At 40.0% G+C, this 20,545-nt stretch carries 23 protein-coding genes, 1 pseudogene and 1 riboswitch; of the genes and pseudogenes, 7 read left to right on the top strand and 17 right to left on the bottom strand.

The window, feature by feature from the left end:
• Nucleotides 1-3: 3 nt before the first annotated feature.
• The 10 genes from QM450_RS04475 to QM450_RS04430 all read right to left on the bottom strand — a co-directional run bounded on the left by QM450_RS04475 (nucleotide 4) and on the right by QM450_RS04430 (nucleotide 8,591).
• Nucleotides 4-513, bottom strand: coding sequence for a GNAT family N-acetyltransferase (locus QM450_RS04475; RefSeq protein WP_414317790.1), 510 nt, complete (start codon nucleotides 511-513; stop codon nucleotides 4-6).
• A complete protein-coding gene (gene pheS / locus QM450_RS04470; RefSeq protein WP_000103745.1) occupies nucleotides 513-1,559 on the bottom strand; it encodes a phenylalanine--tRNA ligase subunit alpha in 1,047 nt (348 codons plus the stop codon). The genes QM450_RS04475 and pheS overlap by 1 nt, the downstream gene beginning before the upstream one ends.
• A gap of 276 nt (nucleotides 1,560-1,835) precedes the next feature.
• The gene (gene ldcB / locus QM450_RS04465; protein ID WP_414319793.1) at nucleotides 1,836-2,552 is read right to left on the bottom strand and encodes an LD-carboxypeptidase LdcB/DacB; all 717 of its coding nucleotides are present in this window, start codon (nucleotides 2,550-2,552) and stop codon (nucleotides 1,836-1,838) included.
• Nucleotides 2,553-2,563: 11 nt separating this feature from the next.
• Nucleotides 2,564-3,025, bottom strand: a complete 462-nt coding sequence (locus tag QM450_RS04460) for an HIT family protein (RefSeq protein ID WP_414319792.1) — start codon at nucleotides 3,023-3,025, stop codon at nucleotides 2,564-2,566.
• A gap of 1 nt (nucleotide 3,026) precedes the next feature.
• The gene (locus QM450_RS04455) at nucleotides 3,027-4,064 is read right to left on the bottom strand and encodes a M42 family metallopeptidase (protein WP_414319791.1); all 1,038 of its coding nucleotides are present in this window, start codon (nucleotides 4,062-4,064) and stop codon (nucleotides 3,027-3,029) included.
• A gap of 97 nt (nucleotides 4,065-4,161) precedes the next feature.
• Nucleotides 4,162-5,487, bottom strand: coding sequence for a branched-chain amino acid transport system II carrier protein (brnQ, locus tag QM450_RS04450; RefSeq protein ID WP_414319790.1), 1,326 nt, complete (start codon nucleotides 5,485-5,487; stop codon nucleotides 4,162-4,164).
• 166 nt (nucleotides 5,488-5,653) lie between these two features.
• Complete coding sequence (locus tag QM450_RS04445) at nucleotides 5,654-5,935, bottom strand: rhodanese-like domain-containing protein (protein ID WP_414319789.1); 282 nt, start codon at nucleotides 5,933-5,935, stop codon at nucleotides 5,654-5,656.
• Entirely contained in the window at nucleotides 5,932-6,522 is a 591-nt protein-coding gene (locus QM450_RS04440; protein ID WP_414319788.1) for a uracil-DNA glycosylase family protein, read from the bottom strand. The genes QM450_RS04445 and QM450_RS04440 overlap by 4 nt, the downstream gene beginning before the upstream one ends.
• 53 nt (nucleotides 6,523-6,575) lie before the next feature.
• Nucleotides 6,576-7,976, bottom strand: a complete 1,401-nt coding sequence (pepV, locus tag QM450_RS04435) for a dipeptidase PepV (RefSeq protein WP_414319787.1) — start codon at nucleotides 7,974-7,976, stop codon at nucleotides 6,576-6,578.
• A gap of 9 nt (nucleotides 7,977-7,985) precedes the next feature.
• Nucleotides 7,986-8,591: a nitroreductase family protein gene (locus QM450_RS04430; protein ID WP_414319786.1), complete on the bottom strand. Its 606-nt coding sequence runs from the start codon at nucleotides 8,589-8,591 to the stop codon at nucleotides 7,986-7,988.
• A gap of 214 nt (nucleotides 8,592-8,805) precedes the next feature.
• On the opposite strand from QM450_RS04430, the gene QM450_RS04425 reads away from it, so the two are divergent.
• Nucleotides 8,806-9,615 (top strand): amino acid ABC transporter substrate-binding protein, encoded by an 810-nt coding sequence (locus QM450_RS04425; RefSeq protein ID WP_414319785.1) that lies wholly within the window; start codon nucleotides 8,806-8,808, stop codon nucleotides 9,613-9,615.
• A gap of 63 nt (nucleotides 9,616-9,678) precedes the next feature.
• On the opposite strand, the gene QM450_RS04420 is transcribed toward QM450_RS04425, so the two are convergent.
• Nucleotides 9,679-10,512, bottom strand: coding sequence for a metallophosphoesterase family protein (locus QM450_RS04420; protein WP_414319784.1), 834 nt, complete (start codon nucleotides 10,510-10,512; stop codon nucleotides 9,679-9,681).
• 218 nt (nucleotides 10,513-10,730) lie between these two features.
• Between QM450_RS04420 and QM450_RS04415 the strand changes: the two genes are divergently transcribed.
• The 6 genes from QM450_RS04415 to QM450_RS04390 are packed head-to-tail and all read left to right on the top strand — an operon-like array spanning nucleotide 10,731 to nucleotide 13,301.
• Nucleotides 10,731-10,925, top strand: coding sequence for a helix-turn-helix transcriptional regulator (locus tag QM450_RS04415; protein WP_006152985.1), 195 nt, complete (start codon nucleotides 10,731-10,733; stop codon nucleotides 10,923-10,925).
• Between the two features lie 14 nt (nucleotides 10,926-10,939).
• The gene (locus tag QM450_RS04410) at nucleotides 10,940-11,482 is read left to right on the top strand and encodes a DUF3278 domain-containing protein (RefSeq protein ID WP_414319783.1); all 543 of its coding nucleotides are present in this window, start codon (nucleotides 10,940-10,942) and stop codon (nucleotides 11,480-11,482) included.
• 10 nt (nucleotides 11,483-11,492) lie between these two features.
• Nucleotides 11,493-11,828 (top strand): hypothetical protein, encoded by a 336-nt coding sequence (locus QM450_RS04405; RefSeq protein ID WP_414319782.1) that lies wholly within the window; start codon nucleotides 11,493-11,495, stop codon nucleotides 11,826-11,828.
• A gap of 26 nt (nucleotides 11,829-11,854) precedes the next feature.
• Nucleotides 11,855-12,397 (top strand): DUF6773 family protein, encoded by a 543-nt coding sequence (locus tag QM450_RS04400; protein ID WP_414319781.1) that lies wholly within the window; start codon nucleotides 11,855-11,857, stop codon nucleotides 12,395-12,397.
• A 10-nt stretch (nucleotides 12,398-12,407) separates the two neighbouring features.
• Entirely contained in the window at nucleotides 12,408-12,749 is a 342-nt protein-coding gene (locus QM450_RS04395; RefSeq protein WP_075228452.1) for a hypothetical protein, read from the top strand.
• A gap of 12 nt (nucleotides 12,750-12,761) precedes the next feature.
• Nucleotides 12,762-13,301, top strand: a complete 540-nt coding sequence (locus tag QM450_RS04390) for a DUF3278 domain-containing protein (protein WP_414319780.1) — start codon at nucleotides 12,762-12,764, stop codon at nucleotides 13,299-13,301.
• A 72-nt stretch (nucleotides 13,302-13,373) separates the two neighbouring features.
• Here the strand turns inward: QM450_RS04390 and QM450_RS04385 are convergent, their stop codons facing one another.
• From QM450_RS04385 to QM450_RS04360, 6 genes and pseudogenes are all read right to left on the bottom strand, one after another.
• A complete protein-coding gene (locus QM450_RS04385) occupies nucleotides 13,374-14,270 on the bottom strand; it encodes a TDT family transporter (RefSeq protein ID WP_414319779.1) in 897 nt (298 codons plus the stop codon).
• Nucleotides 14,271-14,377: 107 nt separating this feature from the next.
• A pseudogene (locus QM450_RS04380) lies at nucleotides 14,378-15,442 on the bottom strand (acyl-CoA dehydrogenase family protein).
• A 14-nt stretch (nucleotides 15,443-15,456) separates the two neighbouring features.
• Nucleotides 15,457-16,005 (bottom strand): carboxymuconolactone decarboxylase family protein, encoded by a 549-nt coding sequence (locus QM450_RS04375; RefSeq protein ID WP_045763587.1) that lies wholly within the window; start codon nucleotides 16,003-16,005, stop codon nucleotides 15,457-15,459.
• A 225-nt stretch (nucleotides 16,006-16,230) separates the two neighbouring features.
• Nucleotides 16,231-17,409 carry a ryptide export MFS transporter gene (locus tag QM450_RS04370; protein WP_414319778.1) on the bottom strand — a complete coding sequence of 393 codons (1,179 nt, stop codon included), beginning with the start codon at nucleotides 17,407-17,409 and terminating at the stop codon, nucleotides 16,231-16,233.
• A gap of 438 nt (nucleotides 17,410-17,847) precedes the next feature.
• Nucleotides 17,848-19,170: an alanine/glycine:cation symporter family protein gene (locus tag QM450_RS04365; RefSeq protein ID WP_414318865.1), complete on the bottom strand. Its 1,323-nt coding sequence runs from the start codon at nucleotides 19,168-19,170 to the stop codon at nucleotides 17,848-17,850.
• A gap of 90 nt (nucleotides 19,171-19,260) precedes the next feature.
• Nucleotides 19,261-19,349, bottom strand: a riboswitch (glycine riboswitch).
• A gap of 300 nt (nucleotides 19,350-19,649) precedes the next feature.
• Nucleotides 19,650-20,545, bottom strand: an 896-nt coding sequence (locus QM450_RS04360; protein WP_414319777.1) for a transposase, incomplete at its 5' end; no start/stop codon positions are given.

Here is a 20,545-nt window from a genome sequence, read left to right as displayed (position 1 = left end):
TTCTTACCTTAATTTCTTTTTCAGTAACCAATCCGTATCTACCTTTTGCCCAACCAGAAAACTATGTTGGCTAAATTTTTCAAAACCATATCGATTATAAAATGCTTGAGCTTTTGTATTATGCTCCCAAACACCTAGCCAAGCCCAGGAAAAACCATTGTTTTCGGCAAGCTCCAAAGCGAATTCAAATAGTTGCTTACCAAGTCCAAATCCTTGATATGCTTGTAGCACATAGAGGCGTTGAATTTCAAAAGCGTTCTCTAATTCTTTCTCAGTTTGAGCATTTCCCCAGTTGACTTTGAGAAAACCAGCTATCTCCTCTTCATGTATAATGAAATAGGTCGCTGATTCAGGATTTTCCAACTCAGCTGACAAAACTCTCAGACTATAGGCCTCTTCAAAGTATTCCTGTAACTGCTCTTCCGTATTATCATGAGCAAATGTTTCACGAAAGGTTTGTTTGGCAACCTGGGACAACACCCCAACATCTGCAATTTCTACTTTTCTAATCATTATTTAAACTGTTCCGAGAAGCGGACATCTCCTTGGTAGAATCCACGGATATCGTTGATTCCGTAACGGAGCATGGCTACACGCTCTTGACCAAGACCAAAGGCAAATCCAGAGTAAACAGTCGCATCGATACCACTCATTTCAAGAACACGTGGGTGAACCATACCGGCACCCATAATTTCGATCCAACCTGTTTTCTTACATACGTTACAGCCTTCTCCACCACACTTGAAGCAGGAAACATCCACCTCAACAGATGGCTCTGTGAATGGGAAATAAGATGGACGCAAACGAATTTGACGCTCTTCACCAAACATTTTTTGGACAATCAACTGAAGCGTTCCTTGAAGATCTGCCATAGAGATGTTTTTCCCAACAACCAAACCTTCGATTTGGTGGAACTGGTGACTGTGGGTCGCATCGTCCGTATCACGACGGAAAACACGCCCTGGCGAGATCATTTTCAAAGGACCTTTTGAAAAATCATGTGCATCCATGGCACGCGCCTGAACTGGAGACGTGTGGGTACGGAGTAAGATTTCTTCTGTGATATAGAATGTGTCCTGCATATCACGGGCTGGGTGGTCTTTTGGAAGGTTCATACGCTCAAAGTTGTAGTAGTCTTGCTCCACTTCAAAACCATCCACGACTTGATACCCCATACCGATGAAAATATCTTCGATTTCTTCACTGGTTTGTGTGAGAACATGACGGTGACCAGTCGCAACTGGGCGACCTGGAAGCGTCACATCGATACTCTCACTTGCTAATTGAGCTGCAACTTTCTTTTCTTCCAAGAGCTTAGCAGTTTCTTCAAAGGCTGCTGTCAAGACATCACGAGCTTCATTGACGTGTTTTCCGATAATTGGACGCATCTCAGCAGAGACATCTTTCATCCCCTTGAGGATTTCAGTAAGCGAACCTTTTTTACCAAGGACAGAGACACGCAATTCTTGCATCTCTTTTTCATTTTCAGCAGTAATCTGCTTCAAGCTAGCCAGCGTTTCTTCACGAAGCGCTTTTAATTGTTCTTCAATAGTTGACATAATTCCTCCATCAGTCTCTCGTAGATAAAAAGAAAACCACATGCCAAAAACTCCATTCGGAGCGTTGACACGCGGTACCATCCGTTTTTATCTGACAAGTCAGACCTTTATTTCTGAATCCATAGGCAAGTGAATTCACCCAGCTTTCATATAGAGAGCTTTCAGTCACGGCTCTCCTCCCTGATATACTTCCCCTGAGATACTAGTCTTGCAGATTCCTATTTAATTATTATTCATTTTATCAAATTTTAAGTAATCTTGCAAGATGTTTTGCGACTAATCAACATAGTCTCCACCTTCAAAACCGTAATACTCTTCCAAACTGAGGCCACTTGCTGCAATTTCTTTGGCTTCTTTGCCAACATAGCGAAGGTGCCATTCTTCAGCCATATATCCTGTTTCTTTTTCCTTACCTTTAAGATAACGAACTACAAAGCCATAGTCAGCAGCATGATCCAAGAGCCATTGAGCTGCTTTTTCTTCTGTCACTAAGTCTCCATCTGTGCCGATAAGGTCGAAAGCAAGACCAGTTTGGTGTTCACTATATCCAGGTCGTGCAGAATAGCGGTCAGCCTCTGCCTTTCCGTCTTGATTGACATAATCTTGATACAATTTAACCTGAGTCTCATAACTTCTAAATCCACTATAGTGGTCGCTGATTGGGAAACCTGCTTGCTGCATAGCTGCAATAAGTTTCAACAGTTCTGCCTTAGCGGTAGGATTTTCTCCTGGATTATAATCTTTAGATAAGGGATAGTGTTTATTAGCGATAACAATTTCATCGTACTTGCCTTGAATGCTATAGTAATCTCCCTTATTGACCACTTCCGCTTTCTTTTGACTAGCTTCCTGAGATTTACTTCCCGCGGTTCCTTCTTGGACAGTTGATTGCTCTGAAGAACTTTTTGCGTCAGAAGTTGCTGGTTTTTCTTGCGAACAAGCCGCCAATGTTAGGGCTAGTAGTCCAGACAAGATAAGGTATCTTTTTTTCATGATTTATCCTTTCATATGATAACTTTATCCAATGCAACAGATAAAGTTTGAATTAAGTTTTCTAATTGTTTCGGTTGCGCTTGACAATCTTCTGCTGCCATTTCTTCCCATGGAACCCACCAGACTGGACCACGCCCATTAAGACCGTGTCCCTTCATATCACCAGCTCGTCTAGGAAAAATATGCCAGTGGACATGAGCGTCTCCATTTCCCAACAACTCTACATTCATCTTTTCAGCAGAAAAAGCTTTAGAAACAGCTTCCTGCACCAAACTCATTCCCTCTAAAAATTGAAGTTTGACACTTGGATCTAGATGATGTAGTTCTGTGACATGTTCCTTGGCTAAGAATAGAGTGTAACCTTCAAAATACTGGTGGTCACCAATGACAACATAGCCTGTTTCTAATTCCTTGACAAAGTAGGGATTATCACCAGACTTGATGAGTTCAATTCGATCACAAATCAAGCACATCTTAGTCCACCAAGTCACTCTTGAGATAAGCATCCACCATACGCTCAGTAGCCACTACAGAATCAATATGAGTTCGCTCGTAAGAATGGCTTGATTCAATACCTGCTCCTAGAAGAGCATGCTTGACCTCTGCTCCAGCTGACATCGCTGCAGAAGCATCAGAACCGTAAAATGGATAGATATCTAGCTTAAATGGAATGTCTTGCTCTTTTGCGAGAGCTACCAAGTGTTGACGGAATTCATAGTGGTAAGGACCAGAAGCATCTTTAACACAGATTGACACTGTGTACTCATCCGTCTGCTGGTCATCTCCCATTGCTCCCATATCCACAGCCAGATATTCGACAACTTGACTAGGGATACTTGAGTTAGCACCATGTCCCACTTCTTCAAAGACTGAAAAGGCAAAATGCGTAGTTACAGGAAGTTCAATCCCTTCTTCTTTGTAAACTTTGAGAAGATTAAGAAGAATAGCTGCGCTGACCTTGTCATCTAAATGACGAGACTTGATAAAGCCTGTCTCAGTCACGACAGTTCGTGGGTCAAAGCTGATAAAATCTCCAACCTCGATACCGAGTGCACGTGTTTCTTTTTCATTGGTCACTTTTTCATCCAAACGAACTTCCATATTGTCCTGTGTGCGTTCAGCAGTTCCAGCATCTTTGTAAACGTGACAAGAAGTTTGGTGGATCAAAATCGTACCTGATACGGTTTTACCTGTGCTAGCTACATGGACCGTGCAGTTTTCGCCTTCAATCATGTTCCAAGGATAGCCACCAATACGATCCATCTTGAGACGACCATCTGGTTTAACAGCACGAACGATAGCTCCCAAGGTATCCACATGAGCAGTCACATAGCGTTGTTGCTCATTATTTTTACCTTTAATGGTAACATTCACTCCACCTTTAGCAGTACGGATAGGTTGATAGCCTAGTTTTTCAAGCGTCTCAACTAAATAATTCGTAATTTCACGCGTAAAACCTGTTGGTGACGCAATAGCAGTTAGTTCTTTGATATATTCTACAGTTTGATTCATTTCTTCACCTCTTTTGCTACCTATTATAACACATTTATCATCGGATAAAAAAAGAAAATCACTCCTGTAGACTTAGCTACAAAAGTGATTTTAGTGATTATTCCATTTCAAAAGCTTCACTTTCTTGTTTATTTGGAAGAACAAGAGAAAGTAGAATACCGATAATAGCTGGTACCAACCATGGCAGAGAAGCCTCCGCAAATGGTAGAGCGTTCACGATATTTGCAAGGACCTCAACTTTAAAAGTAGATCCTAAAACACTTGCAATAGCAATTGCTGTGACAATGCCAACCGTTAATTGCATTCCTGGTTTTGAAAGAGCAACAAACTTGTTCACAATCACAATCATGACAATGGCAATCGTAATTGGGTACAAAATAACGAGAACTGGTACAGAGTACTTAATAATAGCACTCAAACCAAGATTTGCAATAGCAAAACCAATCAAGGTAAAGACTGTCGCATAAACCTTGTAGCTGACTTGTGGGAAACGTCCGTTAAAGAACTCGGCAGTTGATACAACCAACCCTACAGTCGTTGTAAAGCAAGTAACAGTTACCATAGCCGCAAGGAAAAGCTGAGCAGTAGAACCAAAGATTTCTTGAGTCGCTTGAGACAAGATATAAACTCCAGGAGTTCCACTCTTCATTGCTTCTTCTGTTACTGGGAAATGATTGCCCAAGAAACCTAGACCGATGTAAAGAGCACTAAATCCGAGTGCTACAACGATTCCAACAACCCAAATGGTTGAAATGTACTCTTTCTTACTTGAAAAACCAAGTTGTTTCAAGGTTTGTACCGCAATAACACTGAAGGCAACCGATGCAAGCGCATCAAGCGTATTGTATCCTTCAAGGAAACCTGCACCAAAGGCTGATGCTTGATAAGCTCCTGAGGCTGCTTGTGGTGCATTCCCACCATACTTGAAAGCTCCAAGGATAACCAGAATAACAATTAAGATGGCAAAAACAGGAGTCAAGATTCGACCGATACGATCCAAGATTTTTGAAGGATTCAACGAGATTAGGTAGGCAGCTACAAAGTAGAGAATGGTGAAGACAATCAAACCTAAACCTTTATCTGCTTGATCCAAGAGTGGACTAATACCAACTTCAAACGATGTCGTTGCTGTACGAGGGATGGCAAAGAATGGGCCAATCGACAAGTACAAAACTGCAAGATAAATCGTCGCAAACCATGGAGAAATTTTCTTAGAAATTTCATAGATATAACCCTTCGGATTAAGGGTTCCAATGATCAAGGTTAGGACCGCAATCCCAACACCTGAAAATACAAATCCTGCAATGGCAGGAAGGAAGTTTTCTCCAGACTGTGCGCCCAGAGTTGGAGGGAAAATCAAGTTACCTGCTCCAAAAAATATTCCAAACAGGAGTAATCCTGTTAAAGCACCTTTTTTAGCCATAAACTCTCCTTATTAAAAATAAAATACTTTCTTAGTATAACATGATTAAAGGCCAGAAAAGGCTGTCACGAAATAATTCTAAAATGTTTTCAATTTTCCGAATTTTAATACAAAAAAATCCTTCGAGTCCTTTCTCATTTTTAAAAGGTTTCGAAGGAAATTTTTCTTATTCTAAGGCATCCATGCCACCTTGGACATTGACAACCTCATAGCCTTGTTCTGCTAAAACTTGGCAGGCACGTGCGGAACGGATACCTGACTTACAAATCACATAGTAAGGCTGGGTTTTATCTAATTGTTCGTAAGTATCAGCCAGTTGACTGAGAGGGAAATTACGAGCACCTTCTAGATGAAGAGCCTCAAATTCCTCTACTTCTCTCACATCCAATACAGAAAGCGACTCTTTCTGATAAAGCTGGGAAAAATCGTTAAAAGTAATTTCTTTCATTTTTCTTCTCCGAGAATTTTTTGGATTCTATCTTTTAAGTCAGGCACCACTTCTGCCTCAAACCAAGGATTTTTTTTCATCCAAATTTGATTACGGGGTGATGGGTGTACAAGAGGGAAATAATCAGGCAAATAATCCTTGAACCGATGCACACGGTCTGTCACCTTACCACTAACTTTCTCATGTAGATAGTAGGCTTGGGCATACTGCCCAATCAAGAGTGTTAATTGAATATCTGGTAACTCCTTCAAGAGTTTTGGATGCCATTTTTCTGCAAAACCTGGACGAGGTGGCAGGTCACCCGATTTCCCATGACCTGGAAAGTAGAAATCCATGGGCAGGACTGCAAAGTAACCTGAGTTGTAAAAAGTGTCTTCATCCACACCCAACCACTCTCGCAAACGATCGCCACTTTTATCCTTCCAGTACAACCCAGCTTCCTGAGTTTTAAGACCAGGTGCCTGTCCAATAATATTGATCCGGGCAGTCTTTGGTGCTGCAAAGAGAGGTTCAATCCCTTTCTCAGTATAGCTGGCATTCTGTGGATCCTCTATAATAGCTTGCTTGATTCTTTCAATTTGAGACATCTGTTTTCCCTCCAAAAAGAAGTCCAAGCATACAATCTCAGACTTCTATAGCATTATTTAATCAATTCGTAAATAGCTTCAGCGTAGATGGCTGCTGCACGGAAGAGATCATCCAAGGCAATAAATTCGTTGGCTTGGTGCATAGTATCGATAGAATCTGGGAACATAGCACCGTAAGCGACACCACGCTCTAACAAACGTCCAAATGTTCCACCACCGATGACTTGTTCGTGACCTTTAAGACCTGTTTGTTTTTCATAAACATTCAACAAGGTTTGAACGAGTGGGTCTTCCATTGGCACATAGTGAGGAGTGTGCCCATGTTCAGAAAGGCTAACTGAAGCAACAGGCAAGTTTTCAAGAACTGATTTGATTTGCTCTGGACTTGTTCCTTTTGGATAACGGAAGTTAAGGGCAATGGTATTGTCAGCACTTGTTTCATCAAAACGGAAGACACCAGCATTCATAGAAAGGGCACCCATCTTTTCATCCACATGAGCCACTTTCAAGTTTTTGCCTTCATGGTCATTCAAGAGAATCTTACCAGCAATGTCAAGGAAGTCTTTTGCAGGTCCTTCAAAAGCAAACTGGCTGAGGAAGAGAGCAAGGTAAGTTGCACCATTGACACCTGAAGCAGGCATAGCACCGTGAGCAGATTTACCGATAATCGTAACCTTGTACTTGCCGTTCTCTTCTTGAATTTCTCCTCTAAGCTTGTGCTCTGCAACAAAGGCATCTAGTTTCGCTTGCAAATCAGCCAAGTCACCTGAAACAACAGCTGTTGCTGATTCTGGCACCATATTTTCACGCAAACCACCTGTGAAGCTGTGAAGACGAGCTTCACCCTTGTTTTCACCAGCAAAGTGGAGGTATTCTGTGATATTTCCTTTTTCACCATTAATAATAGGGAATTCAGCATCTGGAGAGAAACCAAAGTCTGGCTTCGCAAGTCCTACATGCTCAAAGTAGTAGTCCATATCTGCCCAGCCTGATTCTTCGTCTGTTCCCACGATGAAGCGGACTTTCTTAGAAGTTGGAAGACCAAGCTCTTTGATGATTTTCAAACCATAGTAACAAGCAGTTGTAGGACCCTTGTCATCTGAAGCACCACGCGCATAGAGACGACCATCCTTGATGGTTGGAGTATAAGGATCAGTGTCCCATCCGCTACCTGCTGGCACCACGTCCATGTGGGCAAAGATACCGAGAACTTCTTCCCCTTCACCAAACTCAAAATGTCCTGCATAGTTATCAACATTTTTTGTTGGGTAACCATCACGGTCTGCGATTTCAAGGAATTTCTCCAAGGCTTTTACTGGTCCAGGACCAAAAGGATGCTGCGCATCAGCCTTACTGTCATCACGTTCTGAGTTGATTTCCAAAAGGCTAAACAAGTCAGCCAAGAGGTCTTCTTTACGTTTTTCTACTTCTGCTGTAAAATCAATAACTGTCATTTTTTCTTCCTATCTTTTTTCGATAATTTCATCTACTGGCAAGCGGTAGCTTGGTTCCAACTTCTCGTCTGTGTATCCCACTGTAATCAAGAGCTCTGGACGGAAGCGTTCTTCAATTTCCAAAACTTCGTTGACTTTTGATTTGTCAAAACCAAGGATAATATTTGATCCGATTCCTTGGTCAGTCAATGCAAGGACTAAGTTCATCGCAACCAACCCTGCATTAAGGGCTAGGTAGTCACTGACTTGCTGTTCGTTATAACGTGCAAATTCTGCTGGAAGATTTTTCATAAAATATTGAAGCTGCTCTTCTGAGAAGTTCTTTGCTCCACCAACACGAGCAATCTTACGAGCGCGTTTAGCTAAGTCTGTGTCTGTAAACAAGGCAATGGTTACAGGTGCAGATGCTACTTGCTCAAAGTTTGAACCGAAAGCCAATTTTGCTAGTTCAGCATTTCTCTCACGAACCACAACAAACTTCCAAGGCTGGCTGTTGTGAGCACTAGGTGCCAAGGTTGCGATTTCAATAGCTGTGCGAACATCCTTCGGATCAACCGGTTTATCAATAAAATGCTTGGTCGCATGACGTTTTTTATTTAACTCAAGAAATTTCATAAGCAAGTTCCTTTTCTAATTCTACTGCTTCCATTTTACCATATTTTGAAAGAGCTTGCAGAGTTTTTTCATTAGTGAAACAAATTATCTTTTTTCAAATTCCACTTTCAGTTCTAGGCTCCATTTTAAAATTATAATGTTTCTCTATCATCTCCATAAAAAATATATATTAGATATCTGATTGATTGTCTGGTAAACTAGATACCATTATCTTATGAAAAAATTATTCTTATTATTAGCCATCAGTCCCTTGTTGATCGCCTGTGGACAAGCCAAACAAGATAGTACTTCTACTGCCACTGCTAGTCCTAAAACCATTGTCGTAGCAACTGCTGGAGACATCCCACCTTTTGATTTTGAAAAAGATGGTAATTTGACCGGATATGATGTTGAGGTTTTAAAAGCAGTCGATGAAAAACTGGATCAATACAAGATTGAATTTCAAAAAACAGCTTGGGAAAGTATCTTCCCTGGAGTGGATGCTGGCCGTTACCAAGCTGCTGCCAACAACTTGAGCTACACCAAAGAAATAACAGACAAATACCTCTACTCGCTACCTATCGCAAAAAATCCTTTGGTTCTTGTGAGAAGAAAAGACAAGGCACTTACTTCTCTTCAAGACATAGCTGGTAAAACAACCCAGGATGACACCGGAACTTCTACTGCCAAGGTCGTTACATACTGGAATCAAAACCACTCCGACAATCCTGCAACTATCCAATACTCTGGTGAGGATGTCGCTAAACGTCTGACTGATCTTTCAAATGGTGAATTTGATTTCCTAATCTTTGATAAAATCTCTGTTCAAAAAATCATCCAAGACCGAGGTTTAGACTTGAACATAGTCGACTTGGAAAGCAATGACAATCCAAACAACTACATTATCTTCTCAAGCGATCAAAAAGAATTTAAAGAACAATTTGACAAGGTCCTCAAAGAACTCTACCAAGACGGAACCCTTGAAAAACTCAGCAAAACCTATCTCGGTGGTTCTTACCTACCAGATCAATCTCAATTACAATAAGATATATTAAAAACGATTGGCTAGTCCAATCGTTTATTTAGTATCTGTTAATTAAAGCAACTCTTACAAAAAATCAAAATAATTCTTGACATCCTCTACATAGCCATGCTTGTCAATTAAACTAGCTAACAAATCTCTATTATGGCCTTGATAGTTGTCCTCACGTCGCAACTCTTCATACATTTCGATAAAAGGAAGGCCTTTTTCCTTGGCTGATTCTAACTCTGCTTCATAATCATAGGCAACCTTACGAAATTGGATATTGACCAATTCACCATTTTCAACTTCGAGTAAGGCATACTGGGCTCGGTGATTTTTCAGCTCTTTCCAGTTAAAATAAGGCATACCAATCGAACCTGGATTGATGATTTGTTGCCCTTTGCTACCATAACGCAAGAGCTGTTTATGAACATGACCATAGACCGCCACGTCCGTTACCTCATCTAGCAGTTGGTCAAATTTTTCGGTATTATTTTCAACCAGCAAATCACCACCATAATTTTTCTCAGGCAAATTATGTGAAAGAGAAAAGCGCAAGCCTTCAACTTCTTTCTTGGCTACCATAGGTAGATTTCTCAACCAATCAATATGCTCTGGGTTTAGACGCTCCATCAGATACTGAGTCATCCTGAGAAGCTGAATTTCTTTGGGATCCTCTAAACCATATTGTCCATCTAAAACCTCTAAAACACTATCATCCCAGTTTCCTCGAACGGATGCTGTAATGGGAAGGTCTTTCAAAAGAGCCACCAAGTCATTTGCTCCCGGTCCAGGTAGAAAAATATCTCCCAAAAGCCAATATTCAGTCGCTCCCAAATTTTTTGCGTCCTCAAGCACTGCAGCTAAGGCCGTCGTATTGCCATGAATGTCTGATAAAATTGCAATCTTATGGTTCATTTTCTGCTCTTTCTTTAGTGGATAGCTTTCAGTCTATCCAATTCACTCTTATAATTCTGTATTTTTCTTCATTATAGCATAAAATCGCTAGAAGATCTTCACATAGAAATATTATCACCAAGATTCTTTTAAAAATATGTCAAAAATAGTTGACATTTTATTTTCAAAAGAATATACTATAGTCAAATATATGTGACACAATCTAAAAAGGAGGAAGTATGAATCGTGTGAAAGAATTCCGCAAGGAACTGGGCAAGTCCCAACTCGAACTTGCCAAGGATATCGGCGTCTCGAGGCAAACCATCAACATGATTGAAAACGACAAGTACAATCCAACCTTGGAACTCTGTCTCAATCTCGCCCGCAGCCTCCAAACTGACCTCAACAGTCTCTTTTGGGAGGATGATTTTTAAAAAGGAGAAGAAAAATGAAAAAAGAAACCTTCACGGAAAAACTGATCAAACGCACTTACGGTATTTCTGATCCGCTTGACGAATACAAACGACGTGAGGCTGACCGCATCGGAAATAAAGTCTTTATGATTCTCTTTTATCTGATGATTTTCGGCAATGTTATTCCACTCGTTCTAGCCTATAAATATCCCCAACTAGTGGCTCTAGTCTATCCTCCTCTGATTTTAGTGATTGCCCTCATCGCTGCTGGCTATGTCACCTACCAAATGCAAAAAACAGGGATTACAACTATTGAACCAGATATGTTGAGTGAGAAAGAAAATAAGCAACTACACTACCCTGGTCTGAAAGCTGGTTTATTCTTTGGCCTATGGATGTTTTTTATAACCCCTCTTCTCCATATACTTACTGGTGAAGGTCAGGACTATTTCCATTCTCTTCTCACTATAAGAAATGGTTTAGCAAGCATTTTCGGTGCTATCTTCTTCGGAGCGAGCATACGGTTCCTCATTTCCCGTCGTATTGCAAGAGCTAAAAAAGAGCAGGATAAGGATTAGGACGTACCTTATGAAATCATTACTAACTTTACTTACCTATCATCTTTTGTTTGCTTCACTGCTCATCTTCATCATCGTTTCAGGGAATTTGCCAATCTACGATATAGTCCTCCTTCCAGTCTTTGTTCCAGCACTCAACAAAGGACTAACTTATCTAAAGATAGATTCCCAAAAAACGCGCATACTCAACTTAGCACTATTCTTTATGATTCTATCCTTTCTATCCTTACCACAACTGACACTCATTTCAAGTAATTGGAAATATTATATACTGCTAACTATCGCTATCCTTTCTTCTATCACTTATCTTTATTATCTCTATCAATTCGTAAAAGCAACAAAGTAACATCGTTTATTTAGGAGAAATTACCCATGAAAAAAGAACCCCTCAATGAAAAACTAATCAAACGTATCTATGGCATTTCAGGGCCACTTGATGAACACAAACGACGCGAAGCTGACCACATCGGGAATAAAGTCTTTATGATTCTCTTTTACCTGATGACTTTAGGCAATTTCATCCCCTTTGTCCTTGCTTATAAATATCCCCAAATGGTCGCTTTCGAATATCCAATCATTATTTTTCTGGTTTCCTTGATTTGTGCTATCTATGTCACTAGTCAAACTACAAAAACTGGTATTGCTGCTATTGATCCTGACGTGTTGAACCAGAAAGAAAAGAAACAGTTACGTAATCCTGGTCTTAAAGCTGGTCTTGGCTATGGAATAGCCATGTTCTTTGGAATGCCACTTCTCAATATCCTAATGGATGATAGCAAAAGCTATCTTACCGCTCTTTTGAATACAAGAAGCATCTTGTCAACCATCGTTGCAGCCTTCTTTTTCGGATTAACAGTACATATTGTCGTCACTCTTCGTATTCAAAAAGCTAGAGAAGATCAAGACGACGATTAGGAGGAAACTTATGAAATCTCTACAAACTTTAATTCTCAGCCATATTTTGGTCAGTATCTTTATGACAGTTTTCCTAGTTTATGGCCAAATTACGCGTCCTTTTCTGATCATCTTCCTCTTAGCCCTTCCTGTCTTGAACAAAGGACAAAGATTTCAGAAAATCACATCAAAAAAAATACGCCTCTTAAACGCATCTCTCTGCTTTATCCTCGTATCTTTCCCGCAACTGTTAACGAATTCTATGGATTGGAGATATCTATTATTTCTAACCATCTGTATCGTTTTTAGTCTAGTCTACTTCTATACTCTCTATCAACTCTTTAAAGAAGTTAATCAAAAACAAGGTTATTAAGAGGTCACTACCATGAAAAAAGAAGACTTAACCACTCGCTTAGTTCGAAATTTCTTTCATATTCAAGGCCCCTTTGATGAATGCCGTCAAGAGGTCATCTACAAGGCTTGCGCCCGTTCCATGGTCCAAATCTTTTACTCTTCCTTCTTCCTCTTCCTATTCTATCTGTTGTTTGGGCGCTTTATAGAGATAGTTCGAACGGCTATGCCCTATCTCTACTTCTTGATGATTTTTGCCCTCAGTCTCAAGGCAAGATATTCTACTAGAGGGCTCCACTTAGAAGATGATGATCAATCCGAGATTACACAAATCACTTACAGCAAGCATCAAATCAAGTTAAGAAGTTGGTTAGTTGGAATTAGCATCCCAACTCTCTACTTATTTATCCTATTTTCCAAAAAAGTAATCCTTGAAAATCACTCGATTACAGATTTCTTCTTGCAGTTTCTAGAACTCAAAATGATCGCACTTTTCCTACTAGTAGGACTTGGAGTAGGATCAATCTTCGGTACTATGACTTATTATTTTTTATCCGAACATGAAGAACAGTAGGAGAAAGCTGAACCAATTGATTGTTTCTATGCTCGACAACAAACCCCTAACACTTCAGTGCTAGGGGCTTTTTTAGTTCCTTAAATACCGCATATATTCTACTAATACATAGACAAGAATCGTTAAACAAATGATAATCTCTAACCAAACGAGAAGGTTTAGGACTGGAAACTGCAAGATGCCTTGGGCCATTTTCAATGAAGTTGCTGTGATGATAGTTGGGAAGGTTAGGGCTGAAAAAGCTGGTTGAAATCCCTGTTTTAAAATCCTTGGTAAACGACTGAGAACAAAGAAAAAGAAAGTTTGTGAAGCAAGGATCATGACTAGCAAAATCCAGACATGAAGAGCTGAACCTCCGATCCGAACGAGTGCTGCTAACAGTAGAGAAAAGGGAGCACAATAGATTCCTTCTTGCCCCAGTAAAGCCCGTGGCAATGGATTGCTTTTCAAATCTTGATAAATCAGAGGATAAAGGAAAAGGGTTAAGGTAAAGCCAAAAATCCAAGCGCCATAGGCAATCTCGACTATGCCCACCACTGGGTAGGTCAAGCTTGCTACTGCTATCCCCACATAAAGAACTGTCCAACTTGGCGTTGCACTCGTTCTTGGTTTAGTCTGCACATAATTTTTAGTGAAGTAGATGATTAAACCTACATCCAGTAAAAAGGCAAACCACCAAAGAGCTTGCGCTATGATACTCATACTCGTAGGTAAGATTCGTAACAAATAAGTTGATAAAATCATCCCTGCCATGGGAAAGGTTGCCATTCCCGATAATAGAGGAGCTTTCTTGAGTTCTTGCTGGCTTTCTTGCCAATCACTAAGATGACTGTATAAAAAATAAAACCATAAAATCAAGCCTGACAAACTAAAGACGTGGGATAATAGTGGAAAAATATCCAGGATGAGATTGCCTGCTCCAGCCAATCCCAATAAGCACCCTGAAAAGGCCAAGGGGAGTTTTTTCATGTGAACCTCCAATAGTCATGTTATTATCAGTATAGCATAAAAGCGCTTAAATGGAGGATTAAAAAACGAAGTTTAAAAGATAAACCTCGTTTTTATTTTATTTATTTTTAGTTTCTCGCTAGAATATGTCGCAATTGCACAGCACTAGGAGAAACAATTGGTAAAAAGGCACCTTCATTCCAACGACGTATGAAGCAAGATGTCGATTTACTAAAGTATCCTCTACCGCCACCAGCTTGTAGTTCTAACAAGAGACTTTGGGCAACAACATCAACAATATCGATTCGTAACTGGAATAGTTCACGCGGATTTTTAACGAAATAGGACTCTTCAGATAGTCCTTGATAGAGAGAATGTCAAATATCATCTAACTGTTCGACCTGATGTTGCCATTCTTCCTTCAAGACACCTCGTTTCCCCAATTCTTTTTCGACTTCTGAGAGTGAACGTTCAGCCAAACCAAAAGCTAGGCCAAATTGGTAGCCTAAAAAGGCTGGACGATTTTGCGCTAAAAATTGATGAGCATCCTTGGATAGAATCCACTCTTCCTTTAAAGGGACCTTGTTAAAAGTCAGAGCTGCTGTATTACCTCCTTGGAGAGAAACAAATTCCAAATCTTCGGAACGACTAAAGTTTTCTGCGTCCGATGGTACGGCTACTACATAACTTGTACTCGGATCATCTGCAAATCCTGCTACAAAAATAGTGAGGAAGCGATCCTTACGAGCATTGGTCACCCAAGGAAGTCGGCCTTTTAGGTAATAATTCCCATTTTCTTCAAGGATTCGAACATTTAGTTCCTCTAAGTCAGATAGATACTTGACCTCATTAGATAAGGCCGTAGCACCTGCATATTCTCCTGATAAGAGTTTTTCCAAGTAAACTTCTTTGAAATAAGCATTATCAGTATGAAGAATATTGTCTATTAAAGTTCGTTGCCCCCATGAGATAAAGGAGGCTGTTAAGGAATGTTGAGCGAGTTCTGCAAGGATATCGATAACATCTTGATCACTTCCACCTAGCCCTCCAAGAACTTTTGGTACTCCTACACGAAAGGCACCTTCTGCAGCAATTTTCTCAATCAGCTCTTCTCCAGCTTGACATGATTTTTTGTCAATTTCATCGGCGTGCTGGTCTAACCAACTTAAAAATTCTTCTGAAAAAAATCCCATACTTTGTCCTCCTCTTATGCATAAGGTTGTAATTCTGGATTAATCGGTGTATTAGCTAGGTTGTTGGCATAGTTACAAAGACTTGCTAGACTGACACCGAGAACAACATCCAAGGCATTTTCTTGTGTATAGCCTGCTTCAAGAAATTCTCCAAGAGCTTCATCTCCTACGCGCCCTTTGGTATTGATAACTGCCAAGGTAAACTTAGCTAGGGTATCCAGCTTAGGATCGCTTTCGATTGGAGTACGATTGCGAAGGGCTTGAAGTAGGTCATCATTCATCTGGATTTGTTTGATAGAAAATGCTGTATGTCCAGCGACGCAAAAGGCACAACCATTAGTTACGGCTGCAGTGATTTGTACCACTTCGCGCTCCACAGGTGTTAGACTGTTGCGACGGTTAATAGCGCCGACAGTTCGGTAAGCCTCTAGGGCTGTAGGGGCATTGGCCAAAAGACCGATAAGATTTGGGATATAACCATTGTTGTCCTTTTGTACCGTTTCAAGAACTTCTTTCACTTCTGCTGGTGCTGATTCTACTGTGTGGATAGTAAATGTTGTCATAAGGGGACCTCTTTTCGTTTTGTAATTGAATGGTTTCTGCGAAAATCTTACGAAATCTCATCAGCCTATTGAACAAATCCTTGCCTTGATTGATGAGTCATTAGCTTTTCGTTGACAATAAGTCTAACACAGAATCTATACCTTGCATAATATATATTTTAAATTACACTGATAAAAAATTTTTATGAAAACAAAAAAAATCACACCAGATGTGTGATCACACTGTTAATTTATCTGATACTTGTTTCTTAAAACTAAGATGGACTCTACTAGCAAACAGAATATAGCCAAGCCAAAGCCAATAAATACACCAAAATATTCTGTGATAAAACTCATTAGAAAAACAGAGACAGAAAAGGCCAATGTAGAGACAACTTCGATAACGGAGTAAACATTCACAAGTTCCTTCTCATCAACCGATTCCTGTAAAAATACGCTCTCAGGAACTTCCTTAATCTGAGATAGAAAACCAATTACTAGAGATAGGAATAGAAAAGCAGGTGGATTTGGAAATAACACTATCAACAGAGTTACTAGTGCTGTCGCTAACAAAGAAAAGGTCATAGTCTGATATTTATAGGTAACAACTTTCTCTGCTAGACGGAAGATAATAGCTCCTCCCAAGATAATCCCCAAGGAATAGGCTGTATTGACGTAGCCCCAATAGCTTTCTGACCGATGTAAAATCTCAGTCACAAACACAAGTAAAACTGAAGATACCCAGATAGCATTGGCTAAAATTTCTAAAAGATTGGCTTGGACAATAAAAAGTAATCTTGATTCTTTAGCCACCAATCGCCAACCTTTTGTTAACGTCTCAAGACTTGTTTCAGAGGATAACTCTTCTTTTTCGACTAGTGGCAAACCGAACATCAAAATCGTCGAAATTGTAAACAAAACTAACACAATGAGCAGACTAGGATTCATTCCCAGACTCGCAAATAAGAAGCCTCCTAAGCCCCAACCAACGAGTTGCACACTTTCTCCACTCATAGAAATGGCCGCGTTCGCTTTAGCTAAATCACTTGCATAGCGTGGAACAATCGCATAGGAAACAGGCGCTGCAAAACCATCCAAAACGGAGATTAAGGTAACAATAGCATATAAAAGAGGGAGGGAAATAGTTTCAGATTGCTTGAGTAGAAAAACCAAAATCGCTAGCAGAGTCGTCTTACCCAATTGAGTCAAGAAAAGAACACGATTTAAAGCGAATCTCTTCGTTACTAATGGAACTAAGAAACTAGCTAAAAAGGAGGATAGACCTATCAGAATTGGCACTAGGGAGGTTGAAATGACCGAACCAGATAAGACAAACACATTTGCAATCACAATGACTCTAAAAAAGACATCTGCTAGATTCGCTAGTCCCTGTGAAATCACTAATTTTCGAATATCTTTTGACATAAACACCTCCAGTTTATTTTTATTTCGCACTTAGATGAAACAAGACATATCAGACCAAAAACAGATTTATGCTGACTATTATACAATAAATAAAAGTGCAAATAAAGAATATCATAAAAGAGGTACTCTTGAATTTCATTCATCTTATGACATAATACTCTTCGAAAATCTCTTCAAACCGCGTCAACGTCGCCTTGCCGTATATATGTGACTGACTTCATCAGTTTCATCTGCAACCTCAAAACAGTGTTTTGAGCTGACTTCGTCAGTTCTATCTACAACCTCAAAGCAGTGCTTTGAGCAACCTGCGGCTAGTTTCCTAGTTTGCTCTTTGATTTTCATTGAGTATAAAATAAAAGACTAGCCCTAGTAGTGAAAAAACTAGCATCTCACAAACAGATGCTAGTCTTATCTATAAATGGGAATATCAACCATACATTATTTATCAAAATACTTCTTAGTCTCAGCGATAACAACTGGTGATAAGGCTAAGAGTGCAATCAAGTTTGGTAGAGCCATGAGGGCATTAACAATATCCGCAATGACCCAGACCATATCCAGCTCGATAAATCCTCCCAGCAAGACCATGAGTACAAAGACAACACGATAAAGCCAGATAAAGCGAACGCCAAAAAGAAATTCAAAACAACGCTCTCCGTAATAGTTCCATCCCAAAATCGTAGTAAAGGCAAAGAGTACTAAAAAGATTGTTAAAAGGGCAGGACCAAAGAAAGAAAATACTGTAGAAAAAGCTGACTGAGTTAGAGCAACACCATCTAAATTACCATTCCAAACCCCAGTCACCAAGATTGTCAAACCAGTCAATGTACAGATGATCAAGGTATCAATAAAGGTTCCTGTCATGGAAATTAAACCTTGCTCCACCGGTTCGTTGGTCTTAGCTGCCGCAGCCGCAATGGGAGCTGAACCCAATCCAGACTCGTTTGAGAAGACACCACGCGCCACACCATTTTGAATAGCCATCCGAACACTAGCTCCTGCAAATCCTCCCACTGCAGCTATGGGACTAAAAGCTGATGTAAAGACCAAGGCCAGAGTTGCAGGGAGTTTCTCGATATTAAAGAAAATGACTGTCAAGGTTCCCAAGATGTAGACAATAGCCATAAAGGGAACAACTGTAGTTGACACCTTAGAAATGGACTTAAGCCCACCAAAGACTGCGATCCCTACGAAAATAGATAAAACAAGTGCAGTAATTGTCGGATCAATACTAGCCGTATTTTGCACGGATTCTGTAATGGAATTCACCTGGGTAAAAGTACCAATCCCTAAAAGTGCAACTAGTACTCCAGCTATAGCAAAGAAGATTGCAAGAGGGCGCCATTTTTCGCCCATCCCTAAAAGGATATAATGCATCGGTCCTCCTGCTACCGCACCATGATCATCCTTGGTTCGATATTTAATAGCAAGTAGTCCTTCTGCATACTTGGTTGCCATTCCAAAGAAAGCAGCCACCCACATCCAAAAAAGAGCACCTGGTCCACCAACCTTGATAGCCGTTGCAACCCCGATGATATTTCCTGTACCAACAGTTGCTGCTAGGGCTGTACACAAGGCAGCAAAGCTCGAAACATCCCCATACCCTTTATCCTTGGTAAAAATAAGCTGGAATGCCTTAGGGAGACGCAGGATTTGTAAAAGTCCTAAACGAAGAGTCAAGTAAATCCCTGTACCAACCAATAAAATTAAAAGGGGTGGGCCCCATACCAGAGCATCTAGCTCTTTTAGCAAATTTAACATCCTTTTCTCCTATCTATTCAACCCCAAAAGAAAAAGTACATGTTAAAAACATGTACTCTGGAATGCATCGATAAATGCCAAAAAGCGCTCTATCATTGCTCTGTCCTTTTACCTGAGAGTTTGAGCAGTTGCCTGCCTTGCCCCTTCGGTGCCTTTACGGTCTCTCCAGAGTTCCGTCCATTTACAGTCATGAAAAATCAAAGGACTTTCCACTTCTATTAAACTTCATTCGGTGTTGTATTTAATTTTTATTTATTTTACAAGAAAATTCAGCTCTTGTCAATTATTTTCAGAAAATTTTATTATACTTTTTATGATTTTTGCTTTACTGAAAGTTCTATAATGAAGTTAGCCATCCAGCCCTCCTAAAAATTAGATGCTTCAACTAGCTTATAGCTAGTACAGAACGAAGACAAACGTCATTTTTGGCGTTTGTCTTTTTCTCTTTTAAAAAATAGTTTGTCTCATCATCTACTAATCTATACCAAAATCTGAATTTGAGAAAAATAAAAAGGGATATTTCCTATCCATTTCACCAGTTTTTTGATATTTAAACACGCCAAAGTAAGCCCAACCTGATCCTGCATTTTGGACTTTCCTTTCTCTCTAGTGTATCTCAAATTATGGTATTCCTTAGCCGTCCCAAAGAGTCGTTCAATTGTTTCTTTGCGCTTCTTATAGAGCTCTTTCATTTCTCTTTGGTGACGAATCTCTTCACAAAATTCAAGGGCATCTTTCCAGACATGTCTCGTTACTACTTTTTGAAAATTCTTGCTTTGGGTACAAACGGATAATAAAGGACAGGAAACGCATACTTTGGGATTACTCTTATACTCACGGTAGCCTTCTCGAGTGGTTGTGCGATAGCTTAACACTTGATTCTCTGGACAAACATAATGGTCATAACTTGCATCATAAACAAAATTACTAGGCCTTAAGTTCCCCTTTACTCTCTTTGGACGAGTATAAGGAAAGACAGGAATGATGTTTCGCTCTAATAAATAATGGGCAATAGCTGGTGTCTTGTAGCCTGAATCCGCAATAATATAGTGGGGCGAGAATGGCTCTAACTTTGAAAATAGGGCAGGGAAAGCCTGACTATCATGAACATTTCCTGCTTCAACCGTATAAGCTAAGGCCCAACCATGCTTATCGCAAGCAACTTGAGCAGAATAGGCAAAGACTTCCTTGTGTTCGCCCTTATGAAACCAACCACACTCGGGATCCGTCGTTGAGATTTTCTTTTCTTTAGCCTCACTTTCTTTTGCGGGCTTTAAGGACTTTTTTTCGTGTTTTTTCCTATCTAAATCAATCTCAACTGCCAATTGTTCACTCATAAATTTAGCTTGTTGGTCTACCATTTCCTTACGATACT

Source organism: Streptococcus infantis (genome assembly GCF_047464615.1).
GTDB lineage: Bacteria > Bacillota > Bacilli > Lactobacillales > Streptococcaceae > Streptococcus > Streptococcus infantis_Y.
Note: the sequence above shows the minus strand (reverse complement) of the source record. Positions and strands in the feature narration are given on the sequence as shown.